The following is a 21,554-nucleotide window of genomic DNA, read 5'->3' on the forward strand; positions in this document are numbered from 1 at the left end:
CCCCGCCTCCGCGGGGATGACAGCCGGATGAGGCTCGCTCCGGCTTATTGTTCTTACCGCATCCCCTCCGGCCCGACGCGGTCGAGGGGCAGTTCCTTCATAGCCAGCAGCCGGTCCAGCAGGCGCCCCCCTGCCGGTGGGGCGGTGGCCCTGGCGGCATTGGCGATACCGGCGGGCGCCGCAACCGGCGCCGCATTTTCCAGCTGCGTGCGTTCGATCCGGTATTCGCCGCCGGACAGGCTGTTGACGACCTGCTCCTTCGGCGACGGGCCGGCCACCACGTTGCCGTCGGCGACGTTGCCGTGCATCAGTCCGTTCTTTCCGGCGCTGGGCACCCATTCCAGCCGCAGGAAGCGGTCCTTGCCGTCGTTCATCACCGTGATGTTGTCCGACACCCGGTTGTTGTCGCCGCCATGCAGGAAGATCGCCGCCATGCCGGTGTTCTCCAGCAGGTTGCCCTGTACCGTCACGCCGCTGGTCATGTCGTCCAGATAGATGCCGAACCCCTTGTAGCGGGCCAGCCAGCGCCCCTGCGCGTCGGTGGCGAGGCCGCCGGTGTCGCGGATGTCGTTGAAGCGGATGATGCTGCGGGTGTCGTTGCCGCTGCGGCCCAGCATCTCGATGGCGCCGGCGTCCGCGGTCTGGCGCGAGGTGTCGCGGATGCGGTTGAACTCGATGGTGTTGTCGCTGTTCACCGTCTGCGGATTCCAGTTCTTGATCGAGATGCCGTAACGGGCCGACCGGCGGATGTCGTTGTGGGCGATCAGCGTGTTGCGGATGCCGGCCCCCATCACGCCGCCGCTGAAGAAGCGCACCTCGCCGATGTCGCTGATGCGGTTGGCGAGGATGCGGTTGTCGCTGCTCCCCGGCGCCAGCACCACGCCGGAGCGGCCGAGATGCTCCATCCGGTTGCCCGACACCTCGCTTCGGCCGGCGCCGTCCAGCATCACCGCGGTGCCGACCAGCAGGAAGCGGTTGTCGGCGATCCGCACACCGCTGCCGCCCTTCACCAGCACCGCGTTGCCGTCCCACGGCACGTCGGTGAAGGTCAGCCCCTGCACCGTCACGTTGCGCGCGTTGTCCAGCCGCAGCAGCGCCGGCTGCCGCGCCACCACCAGCTCCGCCCCGGCGCTGTTCAGCCCGGTCGGCGGCTTCACCAGCAGGCGCTTGGCCTTGGCGTCCCAGGCGAACTCACCCGGCCGCGTCAGAAAATCGGGATGGCCGAGCAGCCGCACGGTCGAGCCGTCGCGGTAAGGATACTGCCCGTCGCCGCCCAGGGTCAGCAGACCGTTCGGATCGGCCGACGCCACGCCCAGCAGGTCGTCGGACAGCCGTTCGCGGTCGAGCGCCTGCGCCCGCACCCCCGGCCCGGCCCAGCCGGCCTTCAGCACGCCGGCGGGAAGCCGCATCTGCCGCTTGCTCCCCTGGCTCTTGGGATCGGACTGCACCGCCTTGGCCGGGAACCAGCCGCTGCGCGGGTCGCCGGGATTGAAGTCGCCGCTGCGCGCGGCGTCCAAGCGCAACCTTTCACCGGGGCCGCCGATCGAGACGTCCAGCCCCGGATCGCGCGCCAGCGGCGCCGACAGAAGGCCGTTCGCCAGTTGCGCCCCACCCACCGTCTCGCCGCCGGACAGCACCGGCTGCTCCCCCTCCACCGCGGTCAGCCGCAACCCCGGCAGCGAGCCGTCCACCACCAGCGGCGCCGTCAGCCGATAGGTCCCGCCATGCAGCCGCACGGTCGCCGGGCCGTTGCCCTTGGCGGCGGCCAGCGCACGGGCCGGGGTGGCGAAGGGACCGTCGCGCCCGTCCGCCGACGGCTGGGACAGGCGTCCCGACCAGCGGTCGTTGCCACTGGGAGACACATAGAAGGTCGTTTCGGCGGAACTGGTCTGTGCCGCCACCGCCGGCCCCCAACCGGCGGCGGCAAACAGAAATGCAGATGTCAGCAAAATCCGAGGCAGGATTTGGGCCGCTCCACTCCGACGACGAGGCTGGGAACGGAACATGGGAGAACCTCCTCCAAAACAACGGCGAAGCCGCCGAAGGAGGGAGACTGACCCAGCCCCGCCGCACCGGCAAAAGCGCGAAGGGGGTGTGCGGGTGCGAAGGGGCCACGCCCTCTGCACCCCTGCCGGACCGGGACGGGGCGTATAGGCTGACTTTTCATCCTAGCCTGACCGGCCGGTCGTACCCGCTTGCCCGCGGGCCGCGCGCCCCGTTCAGGCGCAGCCTAATTACCGGGGACTGTTTGCCGATGATCGAAATGGCGCTGATCGCGCAGGTCCTGGTGCTGGTGCTGGTAACCGTGGTGTTCCTCAGCTCCGGCAGCGCATCGATGTTCCATCCGCTGACGCTGTACCTGATCTTCCACGCCCTGGTCTTCGTCATGCGGCCGATCCTGGTCCACACCCAGAATTTCGACGATGTCTGGCTGTTCATGGGCTTCTGGCCGAACGAGCAGCAGTTCGTCATGACGCTGGTGGTCAGTTCGGTGGGGCTGATCGCCTTCGCCGCCGCCTGCATGTGGGCCGGTCTGGTCAAGCCGGACTGGACCCCGAACGGCGAGCCGGCGCCGGCCTTCTCCTTCGACCGCGTCGACATCGTGGCCTTCCTGACCACCGCGCTGCTGCTGGGTCCGCTCGCCATCTATTCGGCGATCCAGCGTCAGGCCGGCGCCAGCTTCGACGGCACCGGCGACGTGCAGATGGAGCGCGATCCGCTGACCGGCCAGCCGATCTACACCAACACCACCGGCTACATCGCCGAAGCCCATTCGATGGGCCTGCCGCTGACGCTGGGGCTGATCTGGGTCTGCCGCTTCCACCCGCTGTCCTTCATCCCCTTCGCCGGCTTCGTCGCCTACCGCGCCTATCTGGGCTGGGGACGCTGGGCGATCATCATGGGCATCCTGGGGCTGGTGCTGCTGCTGCTGTACCGCACCCGCACGCGCTGGTTCCGGCTGTGGCATGTGCTGGCCGCGATCCCTGTGATGGGCCTGTTCACCGTGCTGGGCAACAACCGCGACGCCTTCCGCGACGTGCTGGCCGGCGACGCCCCGGTTTCCGTCCTGCTGCACTTCAACGGCGGCAGCGGCAGCGGCCGGGCGCTCGACGCGCTGGCCGGCCAGGATCTGGCGAATTTCGACTTCCTCGCCTATATCCTGTGGGTGGTGCCGAAACAGTCGGGCACCTACACCTGGTTCACCCAGTACCTGCAGCTGTTCACCGAACCGATCCCGCGCCTGCTGTGGCCGGGAAAGCCGGTCGGCGCGCCGGTGAAGTGGGTGGACCTGAACGACTACGGGGTCTTCTACAACCTGACCACCTCGCTGCCCGGCGACGGCTGGATGAGCGCCGGCTGGATCGGCATGATCGTCACCATGGTGGTGGTCGGCCTGATCCTGGGCCGCATGCACAGCTGGTTCTGGACCAGCGGCTTCCGCAACCGCTACGCCGTGCTGTTCTATTGCGCCTTCCTGCCGCTGTGCCTGCAGTGGTTCCGCGACGGCAACATCACCATCGTGAAGTTCGGCTTCTTCTCGCTGCTGCCGATCCTGCTGTGGATCGGGCTGACCCGCGCGCTGCGCGCCTGGGGGATCCTGGAGGACGACCCGATGCGCCCGGTGGTGGCGCCACCCAATCTTGTCCGGCCCAATCTCGTCAGAAGGGAGCCGTCATGACGCTGACCGTCAGCGCCGTCATCGCCACCTACAACCGTGGGCCGGAGCTGCGCATCGCGCTGACCCGGCTGATGGGCCAGACCACCCCGCCGATGGAGATCATCGTCATCGACGACGGCTCCAGCGACGGCACCGGCGCCATGATGCGGGCGGAGTTTCCGACCGTCCGCTATGTCCGCCAGCCGCACAATGGCGGGCTGATCCTCGCCCGCAACTTCGGCTTCGTGAACACCACCGGCGACTGCATCCTGTCGGTCGACGACGACAGCTGGTTCGAGGATCCCGACGGGCTGGCTCGCTGCGTCGCCTATCTGGAGGAGAACCCGGAAGTCGCCGCCGTCGCCTGCAACATCGAGACGCGCGACGGGCTGGTCTATTTCCCCAAGGGCGCCGCCCCCTTCGACGTGCCGTGGTATGTCGGCTGCGGTCATCTGCTGCGGCGCAGCGCCGTCGAGCAGGTCGGACTCTACATGCCGGAACTCTACCGCCAGGGGGAGGAGAAGGACCGCTGCCTGCGGCTGGTCGGCGCCGGCTATCGCGTCGTGGCATTGCCCGACATCATGGTCTACCACGACAAGAGCGAGAAGGGCCGCAAGCCGGGGATGGAGCGCTTCTACAACCACCGCAACGACCTGATCCGCGAGGTGGCTCGCTGCCCGTCCTCGCTGATGGCGTGGCGGCTGGCGCGCAGTTGGGCCGGCAACAGCTGGAAGAACCTGCGCCACGGCCCGCGGACGACCGACCTGAAGGTGCTGCTCGCCCTGCCGCAGATCCTGCGCATCGGGCTGAAGCACCGGGCGCCGGTGAGCGCCGAGGCCTACCGCCGCTGGCTGCATCTGGCGAAGACGGCGGCCCCGGCCAGCGCGCCTCCTGAAAGAAAGCCGGCGGAGAAGCCCGTCAGCCGGGCTGCATCCCGCCCAGTTGCAGCAGAACGGCCCAGCCCAGCACGATCAGATTGACGGTCAGCGTCATCGCCATGCCCGGCGCGCGGGCGAAGGGATGCACCAGATAGCCCGCCCAGAACAGCAGCCGGCCCAGCACGAACAGCCCGGTTGCCACCGCCGCCGCCCCCAGCGAGGGCTGCGGCAGGGTGGCGACCAGGGCGGCCAGCGCCGGCACGAAGATGACGGACTGCTCCACGCTGTTGGCCAGCACCCGCTGGCAGACGCGCTGGCCGCGCGATTCGGGGTCCTCGATGGGATTGAAGGCCTGGGTACGGCCACGCATCGCCATCACCCCGACGACCATGCCGAACAGGACCAGCGCCGGCCAGACGACCAGCCGCGCCCACAACGCCATCCGCGCGCCCGGCGCGTTGATGCCCATCGGCGGCGCCACCAGCGACAGCAGCAGGACGAACAGAAGCACCGTCACCACCGCCGACGCACCGTTCAGCATCAGGGCACGGAGCACCAGGGATTTGCGCCGGCGTGGGGCGCTTTGGCGAAGACTGGTATCGGACATCTGGTCGGGGCTCCGTCGAAGGCCGGGGATTCGACAAAGGCACGATCGCTTCCCATCTGGAAAAGACCGCACCCTGTTCCTTCGACCAATAACGGCCCGGCTCGTGATTTGGATCAAGGCCCGGGCGACGCGGAGGGTGTCCCATGACGCTATGTACTGGGGGCTGCCCCGATGGGAGAGATGTTGTCAGTCTCTCTTTTCGCTACCATGTTCTAACCATCTGCTTCACCATGTGGGTGAACGCGGGGATCTCGATGGTGGAGGGCCTATGATGGATCTCGTTCTGCTCGGTGGTGCGGTGGCGACGGCTGCGGCGTTGGCCGGTCTGATCGCCACGATGCCCACTCCCAAACCGATTCCGATCCGCGTCCGCGACCGGCGCCGCCAGCGGCGTTGACGACACCGGCCCCCGGCCTTTCCGGTCGGGGATCAGCGGTTCGGCTTGTCGAAGGCAGCGGCGATCATTGCCGAAGGCAATCAGCGATCCAGATCGCGGATCGCGCGGTTCAGTTCGAATTCCTTGGAGGCGACGTAGGCCTCCATTCCGACGATCCGCTTCTCCATGTCGCGGAAGCGCTGGGTCAGACCGGCGAGCGTCCGGTCGGGCTTGGTTGACACCGTCCGCCAGAAGGCCTCCTCCTCGGCATCGCGATACAGCTGCGCCGGACGCACCGGCAGCACCATCAGCGCGATGACATAGGCGATCACCAGCGGCACCGAAAAGAAGAACAGGGCGAACAGCATCGCCAGCCGGACGACGGCCGGCTGCACGCCGAAGTAATCGGCAACACCCGTGCATACCCCGCCCAGCACCCCGCGCTGCGGATCGCGATAGAGCCGGTGCGGATTCGGCGAGTCGTAGGGGGACGCGCGGTCCATGGCGGGCTCGGTCCTTTCGTTGAGTTTCGGGTTGGGAGGGAGGTTCTGCAGCGGTTGCCCCCTCCCCATCCCTCCCCCGCCTCTGGCGGTGGAGGGGGCAGGATGCTTGGCGGCGTCACGTCACTGCCAAAGCGGCGGCAGTCCCCTCTCCCGCAAAGCGGGGGAGGGTTAGGGAGGGGGCATTCGAAGCCGACACCTCATCCCCTCACACCTTGTCGCGCCAGTTCGGCGCCTCGGCATCGAGCACGCGCTCCAGCGAGTGGACGCGGGCCTCCAGCCGGTTGGAGATCTCCCACAATTCGGCCAGAAGCCGTTCGTCCTGCGCGGTGAGCCCGCGCTGGGAGCGCCATTTGGTGATGTAGTGGAAGACGATCCAGACCGGCGCCACCACCACCATGAACAGCACCGCGAGGACGAAACCCAGGAACCCCATGGTCGTCGGGCCTTCTTATTGTCGTGAGAAGAGCGGGCGGGGCGTCACCGCCCCACCCCGGCACCAAGCCACGGTCAGCCGTTGCGGCGGGCGGCGATGCGGGCCTTCAGCGCGGCCAGATCCTCCTCGACCTTGTGAGTCGCCTCAAGCTCGGCGATCTCCTCGGTCAGGCTCTTGGTGCGGCCGACGTCATAGGCCTCGACCCGGCCCTCCATCTCGTCCAGGTTGCGTTCGACCTGCTCGAAGCGCGACAGGGCGTCGTTGATGCGCTCGTCATGCAGGACGGTGCGGACCTTGACCCGGTTGCTGGCCGTCTGGGTGCGGGCGACCAGCGCCTTCTCGCGGGTCTTGGCGTCGGTCAGCTTGGCCTGCAGGCGGCCGATGTCCTCGTTGGCCTTGGACAGCGCGGCTTCGACCTGCACCAGTTGCTCGGCCAGCGCGTCGGCCTGCTCGGCGACCTTGGACTTCGCCATCAGGGCGCCCTTGGCCAGATCCTCGCGGTCGCGGGTCAGCGCCACCTCGGCCTTGCGGTCCCACTCGTCGCGCTCGCGGTGGAGATCGGCGACGCGGCGTTCGATCTCCTTCTTCTCCGCGATGATCTTGACGGTGGAGGAGCGCACCTCGACCAGCGTGTCTTCCATCTCCTGGATGATCAGGCGGATCAGCTTCTCCGGCTCCTCGGCGCGGTCGAGCAGGGAGTTCAGGTTCGACTGCACGATGTCGGTCAGGCGCGAAAAGATGCTCATGGTGGATGTCCCGTGAATCAGCCGAGGATGGCGCCGGCGACGATGCCGGCGAAGAAGAACAGCCAGCTTTCCGACGGCCGCGTGGCGAGATAGTTGCGCACGCGCCGCATCGTCGGGCGCGCTTGCGCGGTGTTGAAGCGGTCACCGCCATAGCGGCGGCGGAAATCGCTGAAGTCGCTCATTGATGACCTCCTTGCCATGACACCGGTATCGCAACCGCCGTGCCAATTCCGGCGGATCGGCGCCAAGCCGTTGGGAAGCCTGGACTTGCCAAGCTTACGCCCGTGCATGCCCCGGATTGCCGCTTCGCTGATAGGACGATATAATCGTCAATCGGGCGAAACAGTGGTGAAAATGACGATGACTATCACTCCCCCGTCCCTGCTCGGCGAATCGCCGGCCTTCCTGGCGGCGCTGGCGCATGTGTCGCGGGTGGCGCCGCTGGAGCGGCCGGTGCTGGTGATCGGCGAGCGCGGGACCGGCAAGGAGCTGATCGCCGCCCGCCTGCATTACCTGTCGCAGCGGTGGGAGCGCCCCTTCGTCAAGGTCAACTGCGCGGCGCTGCCTGAGTCGCTGCTGGATTCGGAGCTGTTCGGGCACGAGGCCGGGGCCTTCACCGGCGCCACCCGCCGGCAGATCGGCCGGATCGAGCAGGCCGACGGCGGCACCCTGTTCCTGGACGAGATCGCCACCGCCTCCCCCGCCGTTCAGGAAAAGCTGCTGCGCGCCGTCGAGTATGGCGAAATCGAACGGGTCGGCGGCCGCACCGCCACCGTCGATGTCCGGGTGGTCGGCGCCACCAACGCCGACCTGCCGGCGCTGGCCGCCGCCGGGCGGTTCCGCGCCGACCTGCTGGACCGGCTGGCCTTCGACGTGGTGACCCTGCCGCCGCTGCGCGCCCGTCCCGACGACATCCCGCCGCTGGCCGAGCATTTCGCGCTGGGCATGGTGCGCGAACTGCAACGCCCGCTGTTCCACGGCTTCACCGCCGCCGCGCTGGACCGGCTGCGCGGCCATGAATGGCCCGGCAACGTGCGCGAGCTGCGCAACGCGGTGGAACGCTCCGTCGCCGCGGCCGATCCCGAAGAACCGCTCGACCACGTCATCCTCGACCCCTTCGAGTCGCCCTGGCGCCCCACAGCCGCTTGGGCCACGGCGCCGACCGCCCGCGTCGAGGCCGCGCCCATCGCGGAGAGGGCCGCAACGCCCGAGTTCGACGGCGGCATCCTCGATCAGGTCCGGGCATTCGAAGCCGCCAGGCTGCGCGAGGCGCTGGAGCGCAACCGCTTCAACCAGCGCCAGACGGCGGAGGCGCTGGGGCTGGGCTATCACCAGCTGCGCGGCATGCTGAAGAAGCACGGGCTGATCCCACCCGCCCATCTGCGACCTTAGGCCGTCCCCGGACTGCGCGTTTCCCGTGCTATACCGGTTGTCCAACCGTCGCGAGAGCGGTTCGTCACGATACGGGAAGGGGAGCAGCACGATGGCCACCAGCATGTCCGGTCTTGAAATCCGTGGTCCGATCAAGCCCGGTTTCGAGGAGATCCTGACGCCGGAGGCGATGGCCTTCCTGGCGGAGCTGGAGGGGCGTTTCGGCGGCGAACGGCTGCGGCTGCTGGATGTGCGGACCAAGCGGCAGGCGCTGCTCGACCAGGGCCACAAGCCCGATTTCCTGCCGGAAACCCGCGCGATCCGCGAGGCCGACTGGACCATCGCCCCGCTGCCGGTCGATCTGCTCGACCGCCGGGTGGAGATCACCGGCCCGGTCGACCGCAAGATGGTCATCAACGCGCTGAACAGCGGCGCCAAGGTCTTCATGGCCGATTACGAGGATGCGACCTGCCCGACCTGGACCAATCTGGTCGAGGGGCAGATCAACATCCGCGACGCCGTGCGCCGGACCATTTCGTACGAGGACCCCGCCAGCGGGAAGAAATACCGGCTCAGCGACAAGACCGCGGTGCTGAAGGTCCGGCCGCGCGGCTGGCATCTGGAGGAACGCCATGTGCTGATGGACGGCGAGCCGATGTCCGGCGCGCTGTTCGACTTCGGCCTGCATGTCTTCCACAACGCCAAGGAGCTTCTGGCCCGCGGCAGCGGTCCCTATTTCTACCTGCCCAAGCTGGAAAGCCATTTCGAGGCGCGGCTGTGGCGCGAGGTCTTCCTGGTGGCGGAGGAGTATCTCCACCTGCCGCACGGTTCGATCAAGGCGACGGTGCTGATCGAGACCATCCTCGCCGCCTTCGAGATGGACGAGATCCTGTATGAGCTGCGCGAGCATTCGGCCGGCCTGAACTGCGGCCGCTGGGATTATATCTTCAGCTTCATCAAGAAGTTCCGGAAGGACCCCGCCGCCGTCATGCCCGACCGGGCGGAGGTGACGATGGCCACCCCCTTCCTGTCGGCCTACAGCCAGCTGGCGGTCAAGACCTGCCACCGCCGCGGCGCCCCGGCCATCGGCGGCATGGCCGCCTTCATCCCGGTCAAGGACGACCTCCAGGCCAACGAGGCCGCCTTCTCCCGCGTCCGCGCCGACAAGGAGCGCGAGGCGTCCAACGGCCATGACGGCACCTGGGTCGCGCATCCCGGACTGGTCCAGGTGGCGCGCGAGGTGTTCGACGCCTACATGCCGACGCCGAACCAGATCGCCCGCAAGCGCACCGACGTGACCGTCGCCGCCGCCGACCTGCTGGCGGTGCCCGCCGGACCGAAGACGGAAGCGGGCCTGCGCAACAACGTGGCGGTCGGCATCGGCTATATCGAGGCGTGGCTGCGCGGCCAGGGTTGCGTCCCGCTGTTCAACCTGATGGAGGACGCCGCCACGGCGGAGATCAGCCGCACCCAGGTCTGGCAGTGGCTCCACACCGGCACGGCGCTGGACGACGGGCAGGCCGTCACGCTGGACCTCGTCGACCGCGTGATCGCGGAGGAGCTGTCGGCCTGGAAGGCCCGCGTCGGCGCCGACGCCTACGCCAAGGGCCGCTACGCCGACGCCGCGTCGCTGTTCCGCGATCTGGTCGCGCGCGAGGACTTCACCGACTTCCTGACCCTGCCGGCCTATGAGCGCGTGGTGGCGGAGGGGGCGTAAGCACCGGCCTCTGGCCCCCTCCCTCCCACGCTGGCGCGTGGGTCCCTCCCTCCCCCGCTTTGCGGGAGAGGGTAGATTCGCGAAGCGGCGGCAGTCCCCTCTCCCGCGAAGCGGGGGAGGGTTAGGGAGGGGGCAAAACCCGCCCCAACCGAACCGTCAGCGGCCAGCGGATCCGCCGTTCCGTCTCCGCATCGCCCCACAGCGGCGCGATCTCCTCCGCGAACTCCTCCAGCGGGTTGCGCTCCAGCGCCTTGGCCGCCGCCTTCACTCCCGACCAGGTGTTCATGTAGCCGAGCAGCCGCGGCAGCGTCCAAACCGCCTCCATCGCCAGCGGCGGGACCGGCAGTTCCGGAAATGGGAACTCCATGCCGCGATAGCCCTCGATCACCTTCCAGCGGTCGGCCGGCCAATAGGGGCCGAGCGTGCCGTTGTGGAACCGCTCCACCACCGGGTCCAGCACGGGATCGTCCAGCCATTGACGGCCGTAGCAGACCAGCGCCACCGCCGCCCCCGGCTTCGCCACCCGCCGCACCTCGGCATAGAAGCGACCCAGGTCGAACCAATGCGCCGCCTGCGCCGCGACGATCAGGTCGCAGCAGCCGTCGGGTAGCCCGCTCTCCTCCGCCGGGGCGACGGCATAGCGGACACGCGGGTGCGGTTGGGCTTGCGCGATCTGCTCCGCGCTGGCGTCGGTGGCGTGGACCACCGCGAAGTGGTCTGCCAGCGCCACGGAGAACTGCCCATTGCCGCAACCGACGTCCCAGGCCAGTCCGCGGGCCGGCGCCGCATCGGCCAGGGCGGCGGCCAGGGCGGGCGGATATGTCGGACGAAAGGCGCGGTAATCGCCGGCATGGCCGGAGAAATGGTCCTTGAAGGATTGGGGGAAGGACTGGGGGAAAGAGGGCATGCAGCGATCCGCCTTGCACGATCCGGGCAACGATTAGGCTTGGAATTTCCCGGCGGATAAGGATAAACCCTGTGGGTTCGTCGCGGAACCCTTCCCAGGCTGTCCCGCATCTTTCCGCTGTGGCGCAGGCGCGCCGGGCGTGCTACCAAGCGCGCGCTTTTTTGTGCGCCTCGCCAACCACCCGTGTCCGGCATGCAGACCTTCCTGGAATTCGAAAAGCCGATCGCCGAGCTTGAAGGCAAGATCGAGGAGTTGCGGCACCTGACCAACGCCGGCGACATCAACATCGCCGACGAGGTCGCCAAGCTGCAGGCCAAGGTCGACAAGCTCCTGCGGCAGACCTACGCCAAGCTCACGCCCGCGCAGAAGGTTCAGGTGGCCCGCCACCCCAATCGGCCGCACTGCCTGGACTATGTGCACGGCCTGATCGAGGACTTCACGCCGCTGGCCGGCGACCGCCATTTCGCCGAGGACCGCGCGGTCATCGGCGGGCTGGGTCGCTTCCGTGGCCGCTCGGTGGTGGTGATCGGCCAGGAAAAGGGCAACGACACCGAAACGCGCGTCCGCCACAATTTCGGCATGGCGAAGCCGGAAGGCTACCGCAAGGCCCAGCGCCTGATGGATCTGGCCGACCGCTTCAAGCTGCCGGTCGTCTCGCTGGTCGACACCGCCGGCGCCTTCCCCGGCGTCCAGGCGGAGGAGCGCGGCCAGGCCGAAGCCATCGCCAAGAGCATCGAACGCTGCCTGCGGCTGAACGTGCCGATGGTCGCCTCGGTCATCGGCGAGGGCGGCTCGGGCGGCGCCATCGCGATTGCCACCGCCGACCGCGTGCTGATGCTGGAACACGCCATCTATTCGGTGATCTCGCCGGAAGGCTGCGCGTCGATCCTGTGGCGCAGCTCCGACATGGCGGGCGAGGCGGCCATCGCGCTGCGCCTGATCAGCCAGGACCTGAAGGAACTGGGCGTCATCGACCATGTGGTGAGCGAGCCGATCGGCGGCGCCCACCGCGACCCGGCCGAGACGATCAAGAAGCTGGGCGACTGCATCGAGGAGTCGCTGGGCGAACTGGACGGCCTGGACGGCGCCACCCTGCGCGCCAAGCGTCGTGAGAAGTTCCTTGAGATGGGGCAGAAGGGGCTGGGGTGAGTTTCACCCCAGGAACCCGTGCAGAAACCAGCGCGGGTTCTCCCCCGGCCGGTACAGTCCGGCCCTGAACAGCCAGAAACGGCGGCCGTCGCCATCCTCCACGCGGTAGTAATCGCGCACGGCCAGCCCCAGCGACCCTTCCCCACGCCACCATTCGCATTCGATCCGCTCCGGCCCCTCGGCCCGGCTGACGCGATGGCGCACGCCGCGCCAGACGAATTGCAGCGGCGGGTCGTCGGGCAGCGGGGCGGTGGCCTCCACCGGTTCGGGCGGGGTCAGCAGGCGCAACGGGCGCGGCTGTCCCGCCGGCCAGGGCTTCGGCGACGGCAACCTCTCCAGCGGCGGATGCGACGCCACGCAGCGCTCCGGCAGCCAGCTTTCCCGCGGCACCAGCCGCAGCACCGCCCGCTCCCCCAGCCGCAGCGTCAGCCGGTCCACAAGCTCGGCCAGCCCGCTGTCAGCCTCCTCCCCATCCAGGCCGGTCTGCACCGCCGACAGCGGCCCGGTCTCCGCCGCCGACAGCACCAGCGTTTCCAGCCCCGGTCCCGGCTCGATCCTTTCCAGCAGCGGGTCGAACAGCCGGGCCAGCACCGCCGGGTCGCGGGTCGGGCGGCTGGTGCCGAGCGTCAGGCTCTGCGGCTCGTCGTCCACCCGCTGGTCGGTGCGGTGGGCGTCGAGCCGCAGCCGGCGCGCGCCCAGCCCCGCCGCCTCCAGCCCCTTGCACAGCCGGCCCAACAGATGGCGCAGCGCCCCGGCGATCGACTCGGGCGTGGCGATCGGTTCGGCGAAGGTCATGCGCTCGCGGTGGTCCGCCACCGGCCGGCGCGGCGAGATCGGCTCGTCCAGCCGACCGAAGGCCTGATCGTAGCGTTGCAGCAACCTGCCCCCGAACCTTGCGGCCAGCCCCGCCCGCGGCATGGCATGCAGGTCGCCGATCCGGCGCAGGCCCAGCGCATGCAGCCCCTCCACCATCTCCGGGGCCAAGCGCAGGGCGGCGAGCGGCAGGCCGTCCAACACCTCCCGCCGCCGCTCCTCCGGGCTGCCGAAGCGCACCAGCCCCCAGGCGGCGGCCGGAGTGTCGGCGATGGCGGCGCGGGCGCTGAAGCCGGCGGCGCGCAGCCGGCCGGTCAGGTCGGCGGCCAGTGACGCTTCGCCCTCTAAAAGATGATTGCCGAACAGGTGGGCGCAGCCGGTAATGTCGATCACCACCCCGTCCGGCTCGTCCGCCGCGGTCCAGGGGCTGTAGCGCCGCGCCCAGTCGGCGATGCGGCCGAGCAGGGCCGAGTCGGCCTCCGGCGTCGCCTCCGCCACCTCCAGCGCCGGCTCCAGCGCGCGGGCGTCGCTGAGGGTCTGGCCGGGAACGATGCCCAGCACCGCCGCCGCCCGGTTGACCGCGACCACCATCCGCCGCTGGCGCTCCGTCCGCAGCAGGGCGAACGGACGAGCGCGCAGGTCCGGCGGCATCAGCCGCTCCCGCGCATCGGTGGATAGGCGAGGGAGCCACAGGGCGAGGATGCGGCGGCGGCCCCTCTCTCCCCCGCTCTTAGATCCCCTCTCCCCCCCGCCGTAAGCTTGGCTTACGGCGCCGACAGGCGAAGCGCAGCTTCGCCGAAAGGCGGGGAGAGGGTTAGGGTGAGGGGGGCGCGTTGCGGGATTTTCCCAAAGGTCCCGCAGTGCATCCCCCTCACCCCGACCCTCTCCCCGGGAGGGAGAGGGGGACAAGGGAGGGTGGCGAGGGGGCTGCGTCATACGAGAACCAACAATCCAGAACAAACAAAGAACATTCTAGCGCTGGCTTGGCCTTGGGGCGAGTCCCTCCTTTGGGGTCATCTTGCCGAAACGATCGGCAATGCCGACATTCCATCGATGACCCCACATCTCCAGCCCCTGGCCTATCATCTGGCTCCGCTCGTTCTCCTGCTGGCGGCTGGCGCCTGCGCGCCGTCGGACCTGCGCGACGACATGCCCGGCCGTGCCCAGGCCTTTCCGCCGATCCACGAGCAGACGGTGATTCCCGGCGGCGGGGAGCGGCGGACCTGGAGCCAGATCCAGGCGGAGCAGTCACGCGCCGGCTCGAAGCCCACCACCCAAACCCGAGAGGCAGAGGTCCCGCAGGCAAGCCGCGACTCGGGAGACACCGACCGGCCGCCACCCAAGCGCCGCCGCGGCAGTTCGTCGCCCCCGCCCGACCCGGCCGCCCTGCCCCAGCCGCCGCGCCCGATCCCGGTGCCGCCCCCGCCCTCGTCCCAGAGCGCAACCGATGCCTTCAAGCGCGACCTGATCCGGCCGGAGGTCGACCGCATGCGCACCGACGACGCCATGGGACGGCTCGACCCGCTGGGCCAGCGCGATCTGATGAAGCGCGAGAACGACCTGCGGCAATGGGGCGACCCGCTGGCGCGGTAGCCTCCCCTTCCCCGACCTGGAGCCTGACCGCTTGACCCCGCCCCGCCTCAGCCGCCATACCGGCTGCCGGAGCGACACGGGATGGGGATGCGGGCGCATGACGACGCTGACGGGGGCCTTCGGCACCGGGCTGACCACGCCGGTGTGGGTGCTGCAGCATCTGCTGGGCATCCTCGGCATCGGCATGTGGGCCGGACAGGCCGGCGGCACCGCGGTCTGGCAGGTGCCGGCCGCCGCCGTGACCGCCGCGCTGGCGGCGGGCTTCGCCGCCCAGATGGGCGTGCGGCTGCCCTATGCCGGGCCGGGACTGGCCGCCTCGCTGCTGGTGGTCGGGTCGCTGGTGGCGCTGGGGGTGCGGGCGCCCGCCGTGCTGGCGGTGCTGATCGCCGCGGTCGCTGCCGTGTTCCACGGCCATGCCCACCAGGGACCGCCGCTTTATTGGGCCGGCTTCGCCGCTGGACTGATGCTGGTCGCCTGCGGCGGGCTGGGTCTGTCGGTCGCGGTGACCCAGGCCGAGTCGGACCGCGCGGTGCGGCTGTGTGGCGGTGTGGTAGCAGTCGCCGGCGTTCTTGACCTCGTCGGCGTGATTTGACCGGTTGCGCCTTGAAATGACGGGGTTGCGCGGAAATCTTTGAAGACACGCCCCTCCTTCCCGCCCGCCCCTCCCTTCCGGGACCAACGGGCCAGACGAACGGAACGCCCCGGTGCCCCGCGCAGACGCCAAAGCCTGCCTTACCCCGCCGGAGTTCCCCTCATCGGGACTTCGGGACGGCCCCGGCATGTCCGCCCCCCGGATGCCCATTCTGACCCGCCGCCGTCTGCTGGGCCGCCTGCTGGGCGGGGTGGCCCTGGCGCCGCTTCTGCCGTCCGCCGGCCTGCTGCTGGGCACGCCCGCCGCCGCGCAGGATCTGCGCTATTTCCGCATCGGCACCGGCACCACCGCCGGCACCTATTTCCCGATCGGCGGGCTGATCGCCAACGCCATCTCCAACCCGCCGGGTTCCCGCCCCTGCGACAAAGGGGGAAGCTGCGGCATCCCCGGCCTGATCGTGGTGGCGCAGGCCAGCAACGGCTCGGTCGACAATGTCGAGATGCTGCGCGCCGGCACGGTGGAGGCCGGCTTCGCCCAGGCCGACGTCGCCTATTGGGCCTACAGCGGGACCGGCAGCTTCACCGGCAAGCGCCCGTTCGCCGAACTGCGCTCGCTTGGCATGCTCTATGCCGAGGCGATCCAGGTCGTCGTCCGCTCCGACGGCTTCATCGACCGCATGACCGACCTGAAGGGCCGCAGCATCTCGCTGGGCGAGGAGGGCTCCGGCACGCTGGTGGAGGCGCGGCTGATCCTGGACGCCTACGGTTTGTCGGAAAGCACGATCACGCCGCTCTACCTGAAGCCCGGCATGGCGGCGGACCGGCTGGCGAAGGGCGAGCTGGACGGCTTCTTCATGGTCGGCGGTTATCCGGTGGCGGCGGTCAGCGACGTGGCGGCGCGGGTGCCGATCCGGCTGGTGCCGCTGGACGGCGAGCCCGCAGACCGGCTGCTGCGGACCCAGCGCTTCTATATCGAGCACGAGATCCCCGCCAACGCCTATCCCGGCAGCGCCCCCACCCCGACGCTCAGCCTGGGGGCGGAACTGCTGACCCACGCCGACCGCGATCCCGACCTGATCTATGGCGTCGTCCGCGCGCTGTGGCACGAGAACACCCGCCGCGTCCTGGCCGAAGGCCACCCGCAGGGCCGCAACTTCGATCCCGCCCGCGCGGTCGCCAACGTCTCGGTTCCCCTTCATCCGGGGGCGGAGCGCTATTACCGCGAGGCCGGCCTGCTCGGCAACGCCGCCAACGAACCGGCACGGGCGCCCACCGGCGGGACCGGCACGGACACCACCCCCGCCGGCGGCGAGAAGGCCGCGAACGGGAAGCCCCCCGCCGACACGCCTCCCGCCGAGAAGCTCCCGGCCGAAAAGCCCCCTGCCGAAAAGACTGCCACCGGGAAGGCGGCAGGGGACAAGGCGCCGCGCTGAACCTCCCTTGCTCCGGACAGGACGAAAGGACCGTTCCCGGACGGCCCGGCAGTGGAATAGTCTGACCGGAGATCCGGTTGATTCTCATGATCGGGCGCAACGGGCAGAAGGAGAGAGGCATGGCGGCCGGGGAAGGGGTGCGCATCGCGATCCGTTCCGCCCGCAGCACCGACTCCGAACGCTGTGCCGAGATCTTCCTGCACGGCCGCCGCCAGGCCTTCTCCTGGCAACCCGCCGACCGATTCGGGCTGGACGATTACTACGACTGCGTGCGCGAGGATTCGGTGCTGGTCGCCGAGGTCGACGGGGCCGGGGCCGGGACGGTGGTCGGGACGGTGGTCGGCTTCGTCTCGCTCGATCCCAAGGCCGGCGTCATCCACAACCTGTTCATCGACCCCGAATGGCACAAGCGCGGCATCGGATCCGCCCTGCTGCGCGAGGCGCTGGCCCTGCTGCGCGGCGGCCCCCACCCGGTCGAACTGGCCTGCGCCGCCCGCAACGCCGCCGCCCGCGCCTTCTACGAACACAACGGCTGGACGCCGGTGGCTCCCCCCTCCGACCAGCCGGACGCGCTGGTGCTCTACCGCCTGTCGCGGGCGGGGTGAACGGCTTGCCGCCCGCCCCGCCGACCCACCCCCAACGAGACCCGCAGGCCCGGATGCGCAGGCTGTTTTCCTTTGCGGCGTTGCGGTAAAGTCGCGCCGCCATGCGAACCCTGTACCACCACCCGATCCACGCCCTGTCGCGCACCGCGCGCGTGATGCTCGCCGAGAAGGCCTTGCCCTTCGAACCCGTGGTCGAAAGGCCATGGGAGCGGCGCACCGACTTCCTGAAGCTGAACCCGGCCGCCGAGGTTCCGGTTCTGGTGGAGGAGGACGGGACGGTCGCCGCCGGCGGCCTCGCCGTGATCGAATATCTGGAAGAGGCCTATCCCGACACCCCCCTGCTGCCACGCGAGATCGCGGCGCGGGCGGAGGTGCGGCGGGTCGCCGACTGGTTCCTGAACAAGTTCGAACGCGAGGTGACCGAGAACCTCGTCGGCGAGAAGCTGATCAAGCGGCTGTCCGGCCAGGGCCACCCCTTCGCCCCGGCGATTCGCGCCGGTCTGGCCAACGTCACCTATCACCTCGACTACATCGCCTTCCTGTCGGAACGGCGGCCCTGGCTGGCCGGGTCGGTCTTCACCCTGGCCGACATCGCCGCCGCGGCGCAGCTGTCCTGCCTGGACTATATCGACAACGTGCCGTGGGACCGCAGTCCGGAGGCCAAGGACTGGTACGCCCGGATCAAGTCGCGCCCCAGTTTCCGCGCGCTGCTGGCCGACAACATCACCGGCTGCCCGCCGCCCAGGCACTACGCCGACCTGGATTTTTAACCGCTTCTTGAGAATTGGCCCATCAGGGGCATGGACCGGCCTCGCGTATCAAGCTTAACGTGCTCCCAAATCGTACCCGGGAGAAGTTCCTCGATGCGTCTCAGCCGTCTTTCGCCCGTCCCGGCCCTGCCGGTCCGTTCCCTGAGGCCCGCCCTGATCGCCGGCGGCATGCTGGCGCTGTTGGCCGGCTGGTCGCCCGCCCAGGCCGCCCCCGCCGTCGACGACGCCGGGGCCAAGGCGCTTGCCGCCTCGCTGAAGAAGGACCTGCCCCGCTGGTTCCCGCCGCCCAGCGAGGATGGCGAGGGAGTCGGCTTCGAATGGCAGGGCGAACCCACCGTCAAGCCGGCCGGCGACCATTACGACGTCGCCCTGCCCCGCCTGTCGGCGGAGGATGCCGAAGGCACGCTGTTCGACATCGGCACCGTCCTCTTGTCGGTGACGCCGAAGGATGACGGCCAGTATGGCGTGTCGATCACGCTGCCCAGCGCGATCAAGGTGCAGAACCTCGACGACAACGACGAGTATGTCGACGCCGCCACCATCTCCATCGGCAAGCAGTCCTTCACCAGCACCTGGTCGGGCGCGCTGGAGACGCTGCTCGCCGTCGATGCCGCCTACAACGACATCGCGGTCAACGCCGCCGACGGCAAGGGCAAGATCTCCGTCGCTTCCATGACCATGGTCCAGGACCTGAAGCCGGAGGCCGGGACCGGCGGCGCCACCCTGTGGAGCGGCCCGGCCGCCTTCGCCTTCGGCGGCCTGTCGGTGAAGGACGACAAGAACAAGGAGTTGGTGAAGATCGGCGGCGTCACCGCCGAGGCCACCTATACCCGCGTCGACCTGACCAAGGTCAGCGCGCTGCAGAAGCTGTCGGAACAGACCGCCGCCAAGGGCGCTGCCCCGACCAGTGCCGAGCTGCTGCCGAAGCTGCAGGGCATCTTCGGCGGCGTCAGCGGCGCCATGCGCCTGTCCAACCTGTCCGTCGTCAATCCGGAGGACGGGACCACGGTGACGCTGGGCCAGCTCGCCTTCCGCAGCGGCCTGACCGACCTCGACCAGGCGATGTCGACCGTCAGCATGGGCATCGAGGCGCGCGACTTCGCCATGACACCGTCGCCCGCCCCCGCCGCCTTCACCCCGCGCGCCTTCGAAATGAAGCTGTCGGTCGCCAAGCTGCCGAACAGCGCCCTGTGGAAGGCCTTCACCGAACTGGCCAAGGCCGCCGAGGCGGAAGAGGCCCCGCCGCCGAAGAAGGGCGCCAAGGCCAAGGCCGCCCCGCCGCCGCCCTCCTCCGACGTCGTCATGCAGCAGGCGATGGCCGCGATGGGCGAGGCCGGGACGGAGCTGCGGATCGACGCGCTGAACCTCGACACCCCGGCGACGGCCGGCACCGCCACCGGCGCGGTCAAGGTCGCCACCCAGGCCGCCTTCGGCGTCACCGGCGGCGCCAACGTCCTGCTGCGCGGCATCGACGCCGCGGTGAAGGCGATGCAGCCGGCCCCGGGCGCCAAGCCCGACAAGGAGACCCAGGATCTGCTGGGCGGTCTGGCGATGGTCCAGGCCATGGGTCAGGCCGGCAAGGACGACACCGGCGCCGACATCCGCACCTACAAGTTCGAGGTGACGGAGGCCGGCCAGCTCCTGCTGAACGGCGCCGACATGACCCCGCTGCTGGCCGGCGGCGGCGAACCGGCCCCGGCCCCGGCGGAAAAGCCGAAGAAGAAGTAAGCCCGGCAAACAGCACGCCGAAGCTTCAGACCTGCCAAGCCCCCGATCCCGGCAAACCTGGATCGGGGGCTTTGTTTGGATTGGGGCTGGAACTGGGGATGGCGGCCCTCAACCCGTCGATCAGACGGTCCCGACCAAACCGGAAGCGGGCGTCGTCGTCATTGTCCGCGACGAGCAGCCTCACCGTGGCGGCGGCGTGGGGGTAGCGTGCCTCCTGCTCCGCCGTCAGCTGCTGCGCCACCCGTTTCAGGTCGATCCCCTCACCGCTTCCGCCGGGAGGCGGCAGGGTCGCCTGTTCCTCGATGGTGAAGCCGATCACGAAATACAGCATCGTGAACAGCATATGGGCCGCCGTGCGCTCGTCGACACCGGCGGCGCGCAGGGTCGCAATCGCGCGGTCGCTGACGCGCAGGACATTGTCCATGACCGGGAAGGTTCCGGCATAGACACGCGCCCCGTCGCGCCGGGACTTCAAGGCGCGGCGGAACTCCGTCGCCACCTCGCGCAGCCACTCGTCCCATGGCAGTCCGGCATCGGCGGGAAGCCTCATCTCGGCCAGCAGGGCGTCGGCCATCGCATCGAGAAGCGCCTGCTTGCCGGCGAAATGCCAATAGAGCGACGGGGCCTGAATCCGCAGCGCCCCGGCGAGGCGCCGCATCGTCAACCCCTCGATCCCCACCTCGTCGAGCAGGGTCATCGCGGCGTCGATGATGTCCTGTCGTTGCACACGCATGGCCGTAAGTCCGCCTCTTCCTGCCGGGATTGACAAACTAACGCTGTTAGGCCAAATCTAACAACGTTAGTTTACCCGTCGCCGCGCACCGCGGCCCAGCAGAGGAACGTCCATGGATCCCCATCGCATCCACACGGTCGAGGCGCTGCGGCAGCTCTACGACATGCCGTCCGAGCGCATCGTGAAGATGAGCTTCCCCTTCCTGGACGATCACTGCCTGCGCTTCGTCGCCGAATCGCCGCTGGTCTTCGTCGCCACCATGGCGGAAAGCGGGATGGATTGTTCGCCGCGCGGCGGGCGGCCGGGCTTTGTCCATGCCGAAGACCGCCAGACGCTGGCCCTGCCCGACTGGCCCGGCAACAACAAGCTTTCGTCGATCACCAACATCCTCACCTCCGACGGCGGGTGCGGACTGGTGTTCCTGGTGCCGGGCGTGGACATCTTCCTGCGGATCAACGGCATCGCCACCGTCACCACGGACCCGCCCCTGCTGGAACGGCTGACGGAGGAAGGGCGGATCCCCAAGGCCGCCATCCGCCTGTCCGTGCGGGAAGCCTTCTTCCATTGCGGCAAGGCGCTGCGCCGCTCGCATCTGTGGCAACCGGACGCCTGGTCCGTACCGCACGACATGCCGTCTCCCGGCCAGATGGTGAAGGACCAGGCGGGACTGGCGGATCTGACGGCCGACCAGATCGACGCGATGTACCAGAAAGGACTGGCGGAACAGCTGTACAGCGAATCGCCTCCCATGGAATGAAAGGAGGAACGAAGGCCGGGGGCCCTGAAGCGGCGAAGGGAGGAAGGTGTCGGGACATCCGGTTCAGGCCTCTCCACCGCGACACCCCGCCGCACACCTCCCGCGGTTGCACGGCACAAGCCTCTTGAACGGCCGGGACGCTTTCACATATCTCCGCCGTCTTGACGCCAACACCCGTGCAAAACC

At 69.3% G+C, this 21,554-nt stretch carries 22 protein-coding genes; 13 read left to right on the top strand and 9 right to left on the bottom strand.

Going from position 1 to position 21,554, the window contains the following annotated elements:
• Positions 1-53 precede the first annotated feature (53 nt).
• Entirely contained in the window at positions 54-1,901 is a 1,848-nt protein-coding gene (locus tag FZ938_RS00435; RefSeq protein WP_246457555.1) for a right-handed parallel beta-helix repeat-containing protein, read from the bottom strand.
• Positions 1,902-2,254: 353 nt separating this feature from the next.
• Here FZ938_RS00435 and FZ938_RS00440 point away from each other — a divergent pair, with 353 nt between their 5' ends.
• Both FZ938_RS00440 and FZ938_RS00445 read left to right on the top strand, forming a co-directional pair.
• Entirely contained in the window at positions 2,255-3,679 is a 1,425-nt protein-coding gene (locus FZ938_RS00440) for a hypothetical protein (RefSeq protein ID WP_149196764.1), read from the top strand.
• Positions 3,676-4,638: a glycosyltransferase family 2 protein gene (locus tag FZ938_RS00445; protein WP_149196765.1), complete on the top strand. Its 963-nt coding sequence runs from the start codon at positions 3,676-3,678 to the stop codon at positions 4,636-4,638. The genes FZ938_RS00440 and FZ938_RS00445 overlap by 4 nt, the downstream gene beginning before the upstream one ends.
• On the opposite strand, the gene FZ938_RS00450 is transcribed toward FZ938_RS00445, so the two are convergent.
• A complete protein-coding gene (locus tag FZ938_RS00450; protein ID WP_149196766.1) occupies positions 4,577-5,143 on the bottom strand; it encodes an MAPEG family protein in 567 nt (188 codons plus the stop codon). The genes FZ938_RS00445 and FZ938_RS00450 overlap by 62 nt on opposite strands.
• A 271-nt stretch (positions 5,144-5,414) precedes the next feature.
• Here FZ938_RS00450 and FZ938_RS31290 point away from each other — a divergent pair, with 271 nt between their 5' ends.
• Positions 5,415-5,540, top strand: a complete 126-nt coding sequence (locus tag FZ938_RS31290; RefSeq protein ID WP_281496918.1) for a hypothetical protein — start codon at positions 5,415-5,417, stop codon at positions 5,538-5,540.
• A gap of 80 nt (positions 5,541-5,620) precedes the next feature.
• Here the strand turns inward: FZ938_RS31290 and pspC are convergent, their stop codons facing one another.
• The 4 genes from pspC to FZ938_RS30395 form a co-directional block, all read right to left on the bottom strand.
• Positions 5,621-6,022 (bottom strand): envelope stress response membrane protein PspC, encoded by a 402-nt coding sequence (gene pspC, locus FZ938_RS00455; protein ID WP_109154894.1) that lies wholly within the window; start codon positions 6,020-6,022, stop codon positions 5,621-5,623.
• Between the two features lie 205 nt (positions 6,023-6,227).
• Complete coding sequence (gene pspB, locus FZ938_RS00460) at positions 6,228-6,455, bottom strand: envelope stress response membrane protein PspB (RefSeq protein ID WP_085087734.1); 228 nt, start codon at positions 6,453-6,455, stop codon at positions 6,228-6,230.
• Between the two features lie 74 nt (positions 6,456-6,529).
• Positions 6,530-7,201, bottom strand: coding sequence for a phage shock protein PspA (pspA, locus tag FZ938_RS00465; protein ID WP_085087733.1), 672 nt, complete (start codon positions 7,199-7,201; stop codon positions 6,530-6,532).
• A 17-nt stretch (positions 7,202-7,218) separates the two neighbouring features.
• Complete coding sequence (locus tag FZ938_RS30395; protein ID WP_174757343.1) at positions 7,219-7,383, bottom strand: hypothetical protein; 165 nt, start codon at positions 7,381-7,383, stop codon at positions 7,219-7,221.
• 178 nt (positions 7,384-7,561) lie between these two features.
• Here FZ938_RS30395 and pspF point away from each other — a divergent pair, with 178 nt between their 5' ends.
• Together pspF and aceB are read left to right on the top strand one after the other, a co-directional pair.
• On the top strand, positions 7,562-8,593 hold the full coding sequence (pspF, locus tag FZ938_RS00470; RefSeq protein WP_149196767.1) for a phage shock protein operon transcriptional activator: 1,032 nt from the start codon (positions 7,562-7,564) through the stop codon (positions 8,591-8,593).
• A 91-nt stretch (positions 8,594-8,684) separates the two neighbouring features.
• Positions 8,685-10,289, top strand: coding sequence for a malate synthase A (gene aceB, locus FZ938_RS00475; RefSeq protein ID WP_149196768.1), 1,605 nt, complete (start codon positions 8,685-8,687; stop codon positions 10,287-10,289).
• A gap of 121 nt (positions 10,290-10,410) precedes the next feature.
• Here aceB and FZ938_RS00480 read toward each other — a convergent pair whose 3' ends face one another.
• Positions 10,411-11,196 (bottom strand): class I SAM-dependent methyltransferase, encoded by a 786-nt coding sequence (locus FZ938_RS00480; protein WP_149196769.1) that lies wholly within the window; start codon positions 11,194-11,196, stop codon positions 10,411-10,413.
• Between the two features lie 192 nt (positions 11,197-11,388).
• Between FZ938_RS00480 and FZ938_RS00485 the strand changes: the two genes are divergently transcribed.
• On the top strand, positions 11,389-12,345 hold the full coding sequence (locus FZ938_RS00485) for an acetyl-CoA carboxylase carboxyltransferase subunit alpha (protein ID WP_149196770.1): 957 nt from the start codon (positions 11,389-11,391) through the stop codon (positions 12,343-12,345).
• Between the two features lie 3 nt (positions 12,346-12,348).
• Here the strand turns inward: FZ938_RS00485 and FZ938_RS00490 are convergent, their stop codons facing one another.
• Positions 12,349-13,809, bottom strand: a complete 1,461-nt coding sequence (locus FZ938_RS00490) for a Y-family DNA polymerase (RefSeq protein WP_246457558.1) — start codon at positions 13,807-13,809, stop codon at positions 12,349-12,351.
• A gap of 402 nt (positions 13,810-14,211) precedes the next feature.
• Between FZ938_RS00490 and FZ938_RS00495 the strand changes: the two genes are divergently transcribed.
• The 6 genes from FZ938_RS00495 (at position 14,212) to FZ938_RS00520 (ending at position 19,878) form a co-directional block, all read left to right on the top strand.
• Complete coding sequence (locus tag FZ938_RS00495; protein ID WP_149196771.1) at positions 14,212-14,751, top strand: hypothetical protein; 540 nt, start codon at positions 14,212-14,214, stop codon at positions 14,749-14,751.
• A gap of 97 nt (positions 14,752-14,848) precedes the next feature.
• Complete coding sequence (locus tag FZ938_RS00500) at positions 14,849-15,343, top strand: HupE/UreJ family protein (RefSeq protein ID WP_149196772.1); 495 nt, start codon at positions 14,849-14,851, stop codon at positions 15,341-15,343.
• A gap of 187 nt (positions 15,344-15,530) precedes the next feature.
• The gene (locus FZ938_RS00505; protein ID WP_246798986.1) at positions 15,531-16,775 is read left to right on the top strand and encodes a TAXI family TRAP transporter solute-binding subunit; all 1,245 of its coding nucleotides are present in this window, start codon (positions 15,531-15,533) and stop codon (positions 16,773-16,775) included.
• A 119-nt stretch (positions 16,776-16,894) separates the two neighbouring features.
• Entirely contained in the window at positions 16,895-17,380 is a 486-nt protein-coding gene (locus tag FZ938_RS00510) for a GNAT family N-acetyltransferase (protein WP_149196773.1), read from the top strand.
• Positions 17,381-17,481: 101 nt separating this feature from the next.
• The gene (locus FZ938_RS00515) at positions 17,482-18,150 is read left to right on the top strand and encodes a glutathione S-transferase family protein (RefSeq protein WP_149196774.1); all 669 of its coding nucleotides are present in this window, start codon (positions 17,482-17,484) and stop codon (positions 18,148-18,150) included.
• 93 nt (positions 18,151-18,243) lie between these two features.
• Positions 18,244-19,878 carry a DUF945 domain-containing protein gene (locus FZ938_RS00520; RefSeq protein WP_149196775.1) on the top strand — a complete coding sequence of 545 codons (1,635 nt, stop codon included), beginning with the start codon at positions 18,244-18,246 and terminating at the stop codon, positions 19,876-19,878.
• A gap of 25 nt (positions 19,879-19,903) precedes the next feature.
• Here FZ938_RS00520 and FZ938_RS00525 read toward each other — a convergent pair whose 3' ends face one another.
• Positions 19,904-20,611 (bottom strand): TetR/AcrR family transcriptional regulator C-terminal domain-containing protein, encoded by a 708-nt coding sequence (locus tag FZ938_RS00525; protein ID WP_149196776.1) that lies wholly within the window; start codon positions 20,609-20,611, stop codon positions 19,904-19,906.
• A 112-nt stretch (positions 20,612-20,723) separates the two neighbouring features.
• On the opposite strand from FZ938_RS00525, the gene FZ938_RS00530 reads away from it, so the two are divergent.
• Positions 20,724-21,368: an MSMEG_1061 family FMN-dependent PPOX-type flavoprotein gene (locus FZ938_RS00530; RefSeq protein ID WP_149196777.1), complete on the top strand. Its 645-nt coding sequence runs from the start codon at positions 20,724-20,726 to the stop codon at positions 21,366-21,368.
• Positions 21,369-21,554: the final 186 nt, after the last annotated feature.

Origin of the sequence: Azospirillum oryzae (assembly GCF_008364795.1) — a bacterium.
In the GTDB taxonomy this organism is placed as follows: Bacteria; Pseudomonadota; Alphaproteobacteria; order Azospirillales; family Azospirillaceae; genus Azospirillum; species Azospirillum oryzae.